We start from the raw sequence: 12,614 nt of genomic DNA on the forward strand, positions 1-12,614 counted from the left end.
GCCGCTCCAGCACAATAAATAGCGCTTTCTGCCGCGGCTACCCTTGCAGATGGGCGGATCAGGCTGTCCGCCATTACTCTTCAGAAACCATATACATACCCATGTATTTTTGAAAGGCCGCAGAATATGAGCGGTAACTGTGGTGTTATTGCCTATACTCCCCATGAATTTTGAATGCAAGCTATTCAGCCTGTGGTAAGGGGTTGAATGCATGGTACGCAAAAGGCCGTTCGTCCTGAATAGGCCGGTTCGCCCTGAGTAGGTCCGATCGCCCTGAGTAGCGAAGCGTATCGAAGGGAGCATATCGAAGGGAGCATATCGAAGGGAGCATATCGAAGGCTGCGCAGCCTTCGATACGCCCTGCGGGCTACTCAGGACGAACGGCTTGTCGGGATTGCTAAAACCAGTGTTTGCTGTGAGCACAACAATTACGAATACAAGCCTATGCTCCGGCCCGCGCCGGCCACGCTGAATCAAGCCATGCGCGCTACCGCACTGGCAATACGGGCCGAATAGCAGGTGACAGGCAAGTTGGGCGGGCTTTAAAAAAACCGTTCTGCCTGATATACCACCCTCCCGGTCTCAAATCCTTCCTGGACTATGCCCCGGCGCCAGCACTGTGCGCACCTTCAAACCAAAGTCAAAAACGCCGCGGACAGCCTGTCATGCGCCGCTGTCCGCATCATTATTTTCCAACTGGCAGGGCGGCATTCCGTTGTCCGCTCAAAATTCTTCCGTCTTTCCGTCTTTCATCAGTCATAAAAACTGCATTTTGATGCTTGACTACTGAATTTATATGCACTATATTGCGTTTATAGATTTTATCAACGCAGCATAATGCCTACGTGGAGTGCCATGAATACCTCGCCGCAAATCAACTATCAAACCGCACCTGAGCGTTATAAACACTGGTCCATTGCCTGCGATGGACCGATTGCCACACTGACCATGAACATCAATGAGGATGGTGGCTTAAAGGAAGGTTACAAGCTCAAGCTCAATTCCTATGACCTCGGTGTCGACATCGAGCTCAATGATGCCGTACAGCGGATTCGCTTTGAACATCCAGAAGTGCGTACGGTGATTCTCACCAGCAGCAAGGATCGCATTTTCTGTTCTGGTGCCAACATCTTCATGCTGGGAAAATCAACCCATTCGTGGAAAGTCAATTTTTGCAAATTCACCAATGAAACGCGCAATGGCCTGGAAGATTCCAGCCGCTACTCCGGTTTGAAATTCATCGCGGCAGTCAATGGCGCCTGCGCTGGTGGTGGCTATGAGCTGGCCGCCGCCTGCGATGAAATCATTCTGGTCGATGATCGGGCTTCTTCTGTCAGCCTGCCGGAAGTACCCCTGTTGGGCGTGTTGCCCGGCACCGGCGGGCTGACACGCCTGACCGACAAGCGCAAGGTGCGCCATGATCATGCCGATATCTTCTGCACCACCTCCGAAGGCGTGCGCGGACAGCGTGCCAAAGACTGGCGTCTGGTAGATGAAATCGCGACACCCGCGCAGTTCCAGAAAACCGTGCGTGACCATGCACTGGCGCTGGCCGCCAAGAGCGACCGTCCTGCAGACGGCAAAGGCGTCAAGCTGACGCCTTTAAACCGGACGCAGACAGACACGACGATCGATTATGAATTTGTCAGCATCGTGATTGATCGCGCCGCGCGCAATGCGACCCTGACGGTCAAGGCGCCAACTGCGCCGCAACCAACCGATATCGCCGGCATCGAAGCCGCAGGCGTGCAATGGTGGCCGCTGCAGATGACGCGGGAACTCGATGATGCGATTTTGCACATGCGCACCAACGAACTCGAGATCGGCACCTGGATCCTGAAGACCCGCGGCGATGCGCAGGCAGTGCTCGCGAGCGACGCCACGTTGCTGGCGCACCAGTCGCACTGGCTGGTGCGCGAAACCATCGGCTTTTTGCGTCGCACGCTGGCGCGACTCGATGTGTCGTCGCGTTCGCTGTTTGCACTGATCGACGAAGGCTCCTGCTTTGCCGGCAGCTTGCTCGAAATTGCATTGGCGGCCGACCGCAGCTATATGCTTGCCCTGCCATCGACACCGCAGCGCGCACCGCGTATCGCCGTATCCGCGCTCAATTTCGGCAGCTTGCCGATGGTCACCGCGCAATCGCGTATCGCACGCCGTTTCTATGAAGACGAGGCCGAGATCGCCGCAGTACGCAACACCGTTGGGCAATCACTCGATGCGGGCCAGGCCCTTGCACTGGGCATGATCACCGCCGATCCGGATGACCTGGATTGGGCCGATGAAACGCGCATGGTACTGGAAGAGCGCGCCAGCATGTCGCCCGATGCCCTGACTGGTCTGGAAGCCAATCTGCGCTTCAATGGCAAGGAAACGATGGAAACGCGTATTTTCGGCCGTTTGACTGCTTGGCAAAACTGGATTTTCATCCGCCCGAATGCGGTGGGTGAACTAGGTGCGCTGAAGGTCTATGGCAGCGGCAACAAGGCCCAATTCGATATGAACCGCGTTTAACCTAGAAACGGCAGTTGGACAGGTACGAGTGTGCGTTTTTCCGGCTTTCTGGCTAGGGACGACGACGACGCAGGCTGCATCCTGGTAGGAGGAGCAACAACGCCAGGGAGACGGAAAAACGTGCAATCGCACCTGTAGCGGTGTCACCCAAACGGTGAACTGTTTAACCATGAAAAATTTAAATCAATTCATGAACTTATCGAAGCTAACAAGCGGTCAACTGCTGTTTCTAGGTTTATAGATTGACGATAACAACTCTTGCATTAACTCTGATTAAAGGAATTTACCGTGAGCACAATTGATTACAGTGAAACAATTCCAAACAACGTCAATCTGTCGGAAGACAAGACACTGCAGCGTGCGCTGGAACATTGGCAGCCGAATTACTTGAACTGGTGGCGCGACATGGGCCCGGATGGCTCAACCAATCACGACGTTTATCTGCGTACTGCCATCAATGTCACACCTGAAGGTTGGGCCAATTTCGGCCATGTGAAGATGCCGGACTATCGCTGGGGTATCTTCCTGGCGCAGGCCGAAGAAGGGCGCAAGGTCAATTTCGGCGAGAGCAAGGGTCAGGATGCATGGCAGGAAGTGCCGGGTGAACATCGCGCCAATCTGCGTCGCATGATCGTCACGCAAGGCGATACCGAACCGGCCTCAGTGGAACAGCAGCGTCACCTCGGCCTGACTGCGCCGTCCAATTACGATTTGCGCAACCTGTTTCAGATCAATGTCGAAGAAGGCCGCCACTTGTGGGCAATGGTCTACCTGCTGCACAAGCATTTTGGCCGTGACGGCCGCGAAGAAGCCGAAGCACTGTTGCAGCGTAATTCCGGCGACGTCGACAAGCCGCGCATTCTGGAAGCGTTCAATGAAGAGACGCCGGACTGGCTCGCGTTTTATATGTTTACGTACTTTACCGACCGCGATGGCAAGTTCCAGTTGAATGCGCTGGCGGAATCCGGTTTTGATCCGCTGTCCCGCACCTGCCGCTTCATGCTGACCGAAGAGGCGCATCACATGTTCGTCGGTGAATCGGGCATTTCACGAGTCATCAACCGTACCTGCCAAATCATGAAAGAGTTTGGCATCGAGGATCCGGCGCAGGTGCGCGCGAAGGGCGTGATCGATCTGCCGACCATCCAGCGCTATCTGAATTTTCACTTCAGCGTCACCATCGATCTCTTCGGTGCGGATCAATCGTCCAACGCTGCCGCGTTCTACAGCGCCGGCTTGAAAGGCCGTTACGAAGAAATGAAGCGCGATGATGATCATTCATTGAAGAATAGCCAGTACCGCATCCTCGAAGTAGCGAACGGCAAGCTGGTCGAACGCGAGGTGCCGATGTTGAACTCGCTCAACGAATTACTGCGCGATGACTATATCCGTGACTCGGTTGCTGGAGTCGGACGCTGGAACCGGGTGATTGAAAAAGCAGGGCTAAGCTTCCGTCTTGTCACGCCACACAAGGCGTTTAATCGGCATATTGGCCCGATGGCTGCATGCAAGGTCTCGCCGGATGGCCAGCTGATTTCAGAAGCGGAATGGGCAGCAAATGCGCGCAACTGGCTGCCAAGTGAAGCAGACCGTGCCTACGTTGCGTCATTGATGGTGCGTGTGATTGAACCAGGAAAAATGGCGAACTGGATCGCGCCGCCACCGGTTGGCATCAACCGGCAAGCGATTGATTTCGAGTACGTCCGCTTCAACTAAGCAAAAAAGGCCGGCCGGTGTAATGCATCGGCCAACCCGCTTTGATCTTCCTGCACCATATGGACGACATGCCATGAACGCCACCACACCGATCGTATTGATACGACAACACCTGATTGATCCCGAGGTCTGCATTCGTTGCAATACCTGCGAAGAAACCTGCCCGGTCGATGCCATCACCCACGATAGTCGCAACTACGTGGTGAATGTGGATATCTGTAATGGATGCCTTCAGTGCATTTCGCCATGCCCGACCGGCTCGATCGATCACTGGAGAACCGTGCCGAAAGACGCCGCGTATTCGCTGGCAGAACAGTTTGGCTGGGATGAATTGCCGCTACAGCAGCAGGTGCCCGACAATGCGCTGGTGACTTCTGCCGACGACGACACTGCCGAGGGAGTCAGTAATGAAGGGATGCAGATCAACGCAGCCACGTCCCCATCATCCACGATGGCGCCGTGGTCGGCCGCGCATCCATACCTGAATCTGTACACGCTGAAAAAACCTGTAACGGCAACGGTGGCGGGCAATTACCGGCTCACGGCGGCGGATACACAAAGCGACATACATCATATCGTGCTGGACTTCGGCACCCAGTTCTTCCCGATTCTCGAAGGGCAGTCGATCGGCATCATTCCGCCCGGCGCCGATGCCAGCGGCAAGCCGCATTACTTGCGCATGTATTCGGTCGCCAGTCCGCGCGAAGGCGAGCGTGACGGCTACAACAACTTGGCACTGACCGTCAAACGCGTCACCGAAGACCATGAAGGCCAACCGGTACGCGGGGTCGGCTCCAATTATTTATGCGATTTGCAAAAAGGCGATAGCGTGCAGGTCACTGGCCCGTTCGGCACCAACTACCTGGTGCCGAATCATCCTGGTTCCAACCTGCTGATGATTTGCACCGGCACCGGCTCGGCCCCGATGCGCGCAATGACCGAGCATCGGCGGCGGCTGGCAGCAAAAGGGCAGGCCATGAATGGCAAGCTGATGCTGTTTTTTGGCGCGCGCAAGCCGGAAGAATTGCCGTATTTCGGTCCACTTCTGAAGCTGCCTCCAGCCTTCATCAACATGCATCTGGCGTTCTCCCGCGTCGAAAGCCAGCCACGCGCTTATGTGCAGGACAAGATCCGCGACGCCGGCAGGACTGTGACCGATTTGCTCAGCGGCGACACTTACATCTATATCTGCGGCCTGAAAGGCATGGAGACCGGCGTCATGGAAGCGCTGCGCGATAACTGCAGCGCGGTCGGCATGGACTGGCCGTCGCTGCACGGCAAGATGGTCAGGGAAGGGCGTTTCCACGTCGAGACCTACTGAGCCGCTGGATAGCCAGGCGGCTATCGCGCCCCATCTATTCGCTTCCTTATGTTCAATTGTTAGCAGGAGTCATGTTGGCCGATTCAAATTACCAAACGCTCAAACTGGCGACCGACGCGCGCGGCGTCTCGCATGTCACGCTCGCCAAACCGGAAACCTTGAATGCGTTTGACGAAACAATGATCGCTGAGTTGAGCGCTGTATTCGACGCACTCAGCCATTCGCACGACACCCGGGTGGTCGTGCTTGCCGCCGAAGGCCGGGCCTTCAGCGCCGGAGCAGACCTGCGCTGGATGGAGCGCGCCAGCAATAATTCGCAGCAGGCCAATCTGGCCGATGCGCGGCGCTTTGCGTGCATGATGCAGATGATCCAGACCTGCGACAAACCGGTTATCGCACGGGTTCAGGGCGCCGCCTATGGCGGCGGTGTCGGCCTATGCTGCGCCTGCGACATCGTGTTTGCGGTGCCGCAGGCGCGCTTTGCGGTGAGTGAGGCAAAGTTCGGCATCCTGCCGTCCGTGATCGGCCCTTACCTGATCAATGCGGTTGGCAAGCGTCAGGCGCTGCGTCTGGCATTGACGGCAGAACAGATCGACACGGCACGCGCCGCAGAGATCGGTCTGGTGCACGAAATCGTGGAAGCGGACCAGCTGGATGCCGCCATTGAGAAGACCATCGTCCAACTGCTGGCCAACGGCCCCGGGGCACTGGGCGAGATCAAGCGGCTATTTGGTCAGCTCGCCGTGGCCGAGGTGGATGAGGTGGTGCGCGAACTGACCGCCCAGACGATTGCACGGGTACGCGCGACGCCGGAAGCACGCGAAGGATTTGCGGCATTTCTGGCCAAACGTCCGGCCGCCTGGGTGAAGTCATGAACGAGCCCAGTCCAATGACATCTGAATATAAATTCAATACTCAGCCAGCAGTGCAACAACTGGTTGGCGTAATTGGCGCGGGTACCATGGGCGCGGGTATCGCGCAAGTCGCTGCAGCTGCAGGGCATCCGGTGCGCTTGATGGATGCGCGCCCGGATGCGGCACGCGCAGCCCATGACAATATTGCTGCCGCACTGTCTGGATTGGTCGGCAAGGGACGCATGTCGGGGCCGGAGCGGGCGGCGATTCTGGCGCGCATAGTGCCGGTTGACACGCTGGCCGATCTGGCCGACGCCGCACTGGTGGTGGAAGTGATCGTTGAGCAACTGCAAGCCAAGCAAACCTTGCTGCGCGAACTGGAAATACACGTTGGCCGCCATACCATCCTGGCATCGAATACCTCGTCCATTTCGATTACCGCACTTGCCAACGGCATGCGGCATCCCGAGCGTGTGGTCGGCATGCATTTTTTTAATCCTGTGCCCTTGATGAAACTGGTCGAAGTGGTGTCCGGCGCGGAGACTGCCGCCGCTGTCGCCGATGCGATTGTCGACCTCTCGCGTCGCTGGGGCAAGACAGCAGTGCATGCAAAATCGACACCGGGCTTTATCGTCAACCGGATTGCGCGCCCGTTCTATGCGGAAGCCCTGGCCTTGCTGCAGGAACAGGCCGCCACGCCGGCCCAACTCGATCGGGCTGCCCGCAGCGCAGGGTTCCGGATGGGGCCGTGCGAGCTGATGGACCTGATCGGGCATGACATCAACTACGCGGTGACCGTCTCGGTGTTCGATGCCAATTACGGCGACCGCCGCTATCTCCCGTCGCTGGTGCAGAAAGCGCTGGTTGACGGCGGCCGTCTCGGACGTAAAGTGGGCAAGGGTTTTTATGAAGACGTGCCGCCTCCCGCGGCGGATAAGCCAACCGGCCATCCGATGCTGCCGATTGCAGTTGCGGGCAACAGCGCGCTGATGTTGCGCCTTGTGAACTGGCTCGATGGCAGGCAGGTGGCATTTTCCCATGCCGCCGACAGCAACTGGAATGGTTTGCGGATCGGCGCTACGGAATTGCATCTGACCGATGGCCGCACTGCCGCCCAACTTGCCTGTGAGCGAAACAGCAGGCAACTTGCCGTCATCGATCTGCCGCTGCTGTCCGAACGCAGCGATGCAATCGGCATTGCATTTGCTCCAGGCATGTCGTCTGAAGCGCAGACCAGCATCGCGGCCACGCTTGCCGCCTGCGGCCTGCAGGCGATCGTCATGCGCGATGTGCCGGGTCTGTTGATCGCACGCACGGTCGCGATGCTGATCAACGAGGGCGCCGATGCCGTGCATCAGGGCGTGTGCGACGCAGCGAGCGCCGATCTGGCGATGAAGCTGGGCACCAATTATCCGGCCGGGCCGTTTGAATGGCTGCAGCAGATCGGCGTTGATTACACCGTCAATCTGCTCGACAATTTATTTGCCGCCTATCGTAGCGAACGCTACCGCATCAGCCCCTTGCTGCAGCAGCGTTTCTGGACCGAAAGGATCTCTGCATGAGTATTTCCATTCCGGTCGACACCAGCAATTTCCGGGTCGAGATCGACGATCACGGCATCGCGCATCTGATATTTCAACCGCCAGGCGGCATGCCGGTGACCGATGCGCAAGGCCACGGCGCACTGGCTTCGATCTGGCGCACACTGAATGCGCATCCGCAGGTAAGGGTTGTGCTGGTGCGCAGTGAAGGCAAGGCATTTTGTGCCGGCGGTGAACTGGGCATGGTGGAAGACATGCTGCACTCCGAGCACGCGCGCATGCGCGTGATGCGCGAGGCACGCGAACTGGCGCAGGGCATCATCGATTGCGACAAGCCGATTGTTTCCGCGATCCATGGCGCGGCTGTCGGCGCCGGATTGGCGGTGGCATTGCTGGCCGATATCTCGGTGGCGTCGCGCAGCGCCAAATTGATCGACGGACACACTAAATTAGGAGTCGCCGCGGGCGATCATGCGGCGCTGATCTGGCCGCTGTTGTGCAGCATGGCCAAGGCAAAATACTATTTACTGCTGTGTGAAACGGTCAGCGGCGAGGAGGCGGAACGGATCGGCCTGGTCAGCCTCGCGGTCGCGCCCGAGCAACTGCAAGACCAGGCATTGCAGATCGCGCAGCGGCTGGCGGCAGGCAGCCAGAGCGCACTGACCCATACCAAGCGCTCGCTCAATCATTGGTTGCGCGCCGCCTGGCCGGCTTTTGAAGCCTCCCTGAATGCCGAGATCATGGGCTTCGGCCAGGCGGACGCACGCGAAGGGCTGGCCGCCATCAAGGAGAAGCGTAGCCCACAATTCAACCAGGCGGCCCCATGAAATTTGCAGATCTGACCAGCGGCACGCACTTCACACTAGGCCCGGTAGAGGTCGATGCCGAAGAAGTCCTTGCCTTTGCCCGCAAGTACGATGCGCAGTGGTTTCATACCGACCCGATACAGGCAGAACAGGGACCCTGGGATGGCTTGATCGCCAGTGGCTGGCATACCTGCGCAATGGCGATGGGACTGATCAGCAACGGCATTCTGAATGGATCTGAATCGTATGCATCGCCCGGCCTGAACTACGTAAAGTGGCCGCATCCGGTGCGCCCCGGCGATCTGTTGACCTTGAACGTGCTGGTCCATGAGTCGCGCACGTCGTCGTCAAAACCTTGGCTGGGGATCATACGCTGGCAGTGGACCATGCAGAACCAGCTTGGTGTGGACGTGCTTGACCTTGAGGCGACCAGCTTGTTCAGACTGTCGGGAGCAGCAATGCTGCCAGCCAGCCATCTGCAAGCTGGGGCGCTGCAGCCATAAAATATACTGGAGCGTGTATATATTTATATGCCTTTAAAACTATGCGGGAAGTGACATGTTTTTATGCATACTCCCATATTTATTATCAATTTTACGAGGAGTGTTAGTTTCTCACCACCTCAGTTATCCGTTCGGGCTGAGTAGCCGCACAGCGGCGTATCGAAGCCTGGCGCGGCCTGAAAAACGCTCCCTTCGATACGCTTCGCTACTCAGGGCGGACGGACCTACTCAGGGCGAGCGGATCTCAGCGCGAACGGCTCTTGGAGAAATTAACAGCCTTGTCAACTTTAATCCGGCAGCGCAGTCGGGCTGCGTAAGCCCGCTACTGTCGCTGGAGCGACCCATCCATTTTTTTATTTCGCCATCCCATGAACCAAGCCTATATTTGCGACGCATTGCGTACCCCGATCGGCCGCTATGGCGGCGCCTTGAAAGATTTGCGCGCCGACGACCTTGGCGCAATCCCGCTGCGCGCGTTGATTGCGCGTCATCCCAAGCTGGATTGGGCCGCGGTGCAGGATGTGATTTATGGTTGCGCCAATCAGTCGGGTGAAGACAATCGCAACGTGGCGCGCATGTCTGCGTTGCTGGCAGGCCTGCCGCAGGAAGTGCCGGGTTCCACCATCAATCGTTTATGCGGCTCAGGCATGGATGCGGTGGGCACTGCCGCGCGTGCGATCCGGTCCGGCGACACTGATCTGATGATCGCAGGCGGCGTCGAATCGATGACGCGTGCGCCGTTCGTGATGGGCAAAGCCGACAGCGCCTTTTCGCGCAGGACAGAAATTTTCGACACCACGATGGGCTGGCGTTTCGTCAACCCGCTGATGCAAGCGCAGTACGGCGTCGAGACGATGCCACAGACGGCTGAAAACGTCGCCACCGAGTTCCGCATCAGCCGCGAAGATCAGGATTTGTTTGCGCTCGCCAGTCAGAACAAGGCTGCAGTCGCGCAACAGAACGGCCTATTCGCGCAAGAGATTACGCCGGTCATCATTCCGCAGAAAAAGGGCGAGCCTATTACGGTGTTGCATGACGAGCATCCGCGCGCAACCAGCATGGAAGCGCTGGCAAAATTGAAGGGTGTGGTGCACCCGGATGGCACCGTGACCGCAGGCAATGCATCCGGTATCAACGATGGCGCCTGTGCGCTGTTGCTGGCCAGTGAAGCCGGTGCGAAGCGGCACGGCCTGACGCCACAAGCACGCATTGTCGGCATGTCAACCGCAGGCGTCGCACCGCGCGTGATGGGCATCGGTCCGGCGCCTGCAACCCAAAAGCTGCTACAGCAATTGGGTATGACGCTGGACCAGATGCATGTGATCGAATTGAATGAGGCATTCGCCGCGCAAGGGCTGGCCGTGATGCGCATGCTGGGCTTGCAGGACAGCGATCCACGTGTGAATCCGAATGGCGGCGCGATAGCATTGGGCCATCCGCTCGGCATGAGTGGCGCGCGGCTAGTGACGACCGCGATGTATCAGTTGCATCGTACCGGTGGACGCTACGCATTATGCACAATGTGCATAGGCGTCGGCCAGGGAATTGCAATAGTGATTGAGCGCGTCTGATTTGATTCCATCGGCCCGGTTTTGCAAACCTTTGTCATGACAATGTTTAAGGTTCTGGTGCAAATTTTCCAGTCAGTTACATTTGCCGCTTTTGCAAGCTGTGAATTGCGATGGCGAAGCTAAAAGTGTATTGGTCCAGACTTGATCCGACATGTGATGTCCTATTAAGTCAAAACTAATTTGCGCCTGAAAGGCTGGAGTCGGCCAAATCCGGCCGGTCGATCGGTGCTGGCGATTGCGCGACGGTGGCATAGCGATGAGCCACGGGATTACCTCGACCTTTGCCGCGCGCTGCGAGACACCGTACCTTTGCTCGATGACTGCCTTAAATGATTGCATTAATGCAACAACGCCAATAAAGATGCTGTCCCAGTTTTGTGCTCAGGTGCGAATCACCTATTCAAATGCCGAGTGCTTTGCCCAGTGCCGCTATTGCCCCAGCAATATTGCCTTCTTGGCAATCGTAAGCAGCCAGTTGTCCCGCTTTGATTAGTGCAATACCTTCTGGCGTGTTCGCCATCCTGTCCAAGACACTGAAAGTCATTGCTCCGTCCTGATGAGGCAAACCTGTGATTTCGACAAAAAATACCTCAAATGCGTCATTGCATTCATCATCAGAAAGTCCGACTGCCAAACCGCAAAATTTAACGAATCCCTTGAAAAAAATCATGATGTTGTTAACGTTTTCAAGGAACAATTCTTGTGATATCGAGCGGACAGACATTCCGAAAATAGTGGCTGCATACTCAGCGATTCTGGCGTAGTCTTTATTCTTCTTCGGTGCCCCCTGCAAACCTCGTAACAAAGCCCCCGCTAAATCACTCAACTCAGATTTTTCATTCATCTCATTCTCCTAAGAAATACATGCGTGTAGCGCATATCTGGCAGCTTCGACTTGGAAGTCTAGGGGGGCGGAGGCTAACCCAGTGCCCCGTTGGGTCGCGAAGCTTCTGCTGTCCGTTCGTTGCCTAATGGTCGCAGCGTAACTAGGAGCCATGCACGAGCCGCTCATTTTCGGTCGATCTCGATGTTTTCTTTGCTGCCGCTATTGGACACTGCAAGCATGATGCCAATGCCGATCGCGATCACGACTCCGATCACTGTCCACGTCGTGCCGATGCTGGTCAGAATACCCAATTTCCAAAGCGCCGCCAGAAGACCGCAAATCAGGACAAGAAAACCAACGAGATACATACCTGCCCATTTCATAATAACCCTCCTGAAGGGATTAAATCCTTAAAACTGCAATGGATGTAATGGATGTATTAGAACGTCGATTTTCAAACTTGACCTCCTCCGCTGGAGGCGGTTCGGAATCGCTGCCATTACTTCATCTTAGTCTGTGCAGAATACATACCAAAGCGGGCACTGTCTGTGCGCTGGCGCACGAATTAGATGAGGGCAGCTTCGGCCACGAGTTGCAGGTGGCTGTGACCCGAAAGAAGGGCAGCCTCAAAAACCAAGTGCGCGTGGGGTAAGGGAGTGCGATTAAGTATGTTCAGCGCTGTTTTTAGTATTTGTGCTTATCGTCGCAAACCAGCCAACACCGGCCGGTCGGTCGTGGCGCTACAAAGCAGCCGCTCATCCGTGCAATTGGCCCAGCTTGAATTCCAAAATTTATTTTCCATGGATTCCTTGAGTGTGTCCGTCTTTGCGATTTCTCAATTCGTAATTTCTATTCTTCGAACAAAATTATAAATTCTGGAATACGTTTTTCGGGGGCAAGAGCAATTTCTCGTTCGCTTTCACAGAGGGGCCAAGGCATGTTGCATCTGATCTGGATAATTC

General features: G+C 56.6%; 10 protein-coding genes. 8 read left to right on the forward strand and 2 right to left on the reverse strand.

Annotated elements, in window-relative coordinates:
* The first annotated feature begins 855 nt into the window (after positions 1–855).
* The 8 genes from boxC to pcaF all read left to right on the forward strand — a co-directional run bounded on the left by boxC (position 856) and on the right by pcaF (position 10,826).
* Complete coding sequence (gene boxC / locus ACFOFO_RS22545; protein WP_390332935.1) at positions 856–2,514, forward strand: 2,3-epoxybenzoyl-CoA dihydrolase; 1,659 nt, start codon at positions 856–858, stop codon at positions 2,512–2,514.
* A 288-nt stretch (positions 2,515–2,802) separates the two neighbouring features.
* On the forward strand, positions 2,803–4,230 hold the full coding sequence (gene boxB / locus ACFOFO_RS22550) for a benzoyl-CoA 2,3-epoxidase subunit BoxB (RefSeq protein ID WP_390332937.1): 1,428 nt from the start codon (positions 2,803–2,805) through the stop codon (positions 4,228–4,230).
* Positions 4,231–4,303: 73 nt separating this feature from the next.
* Positions 4,304–5,551 (forward strand): benzoyl-CoA 2,3-epoxidase subunit BoxA, encoded by a 1,248-nt coding sequence (gene boxA / locus ACFOFO_RS22555; protein ID WP_390332940.1) that lies wholly within the window; start codon positions 4,304–4,306, stop codon positions 5,549–5,551.
* Between the two features lie 71 nt (positions 5,552–5,622).
* Positions 5,623–6,426, forward strand: a complete 804-nt coding sequence (locus ACFOFO_RS22560; RefSeq protein ID WP_390322774.1) for an enoyl-CoA hydratase-related protein — start codon at positions 5,623–5,625, stop codon at positions 6,424–6,426.
* A 14-nt stretch (positions 6,427–6,440) separates the two neighbouring features.
* Positions 6,441–7,967 carry a 3-hydroxyacyl-CoA dehydrogenase gene (locus ACFOFO_RS22565; protein WP_390322775.1) on the forward strand — a complete coding sequence of 509 codons (1,527 nt, stop codon included), beginning with the start codon at positions 6,441–6,443 and terminating at the stop codon, positions 7,965–7,967.
* A complete protein-coding gene (locus tag ACFOFO_RS22570; protein WP_390322776.1) occupies positions 7,964–8,773 on the forward strand; it encodes an enoyl-CoA hydratase/isomerase family protein in 810 nt (269 codons plus the stop codon). The genes ACFOFO_RS22565 and ACFOFO_RS22570 overlap by 4 nt, the downstream gene beginning before the upstream one ends.
* A complete protein-coding gene (locus ACFOFO_RS22575) occupies positions 8,770–9,255 on the forward strand; it encodes a MaoC family dehydratase (protein ID WP_390322777.1) in 486 nt (161 codons plus the stop codon). The genes ACFOFO_RS22570 and ACFOFO_RS22575 overlap by 4 nt, the downstream gene beginning before the upstream one ends.
* Before the next feature lie 368 nt (positions 9,256–9,623).
* Positions 9,624–10,826 carry a 3-oxoadipyl-CoA thiolase gene (gene pcaF, locus ACFOFO_RS22580; protein WP_390332943.1) on the forward strand — a complete coding sequence of 401 codons (1,203 nt, stop codon included), beginning with the start codon at positions 9,624–9,626 and terminating at the stop codon, positions 10,824–10,826.
* A gap of 400 nt (positions 10,827–11,226) precedes the next feature.
* On the opposite strand, the gene ACFOFO_RS22585 is transcribed toward pcaF, so the two are convergent.
* Together ACFOFO_RS22585 and ACFOFO_RS22590 are read right to left on the reverse strand one after the other, a co-directional pair.
* Positions 11,227–11,670, reverse strand: coding sequence for a hypothetical protein (locus tag ACFOFO_RS22585; protein ID WP_390332944.1), 444 nt, complete (start codon positions 11,668–11,670; stop codon positions 11,227–11,229).
* 164 nt (positions 11,671–11,834) lie between these two features.
* Entirely contained in the window at positions 11,835–12,035 is a 201-nt protein-coding gene (locus ACFOFO_RS22590) for a hypothetical protein (RefSeq protein WP_390322780.1), read from the reverse strand.
* Positions 12,036–12,614: the final 579 nt, after the last annotated feature.

The sequence above is a fragment of the Pseudundibacterium arcticum genome, assembly GCF_042646465.1.
GTDB lineage: Bacteria > Pseudomonadota > Gammaproteobacteria > Burkholderiales > Burkholderiaceae_D > Undibacterium_A > Undibacterium_A arcticum.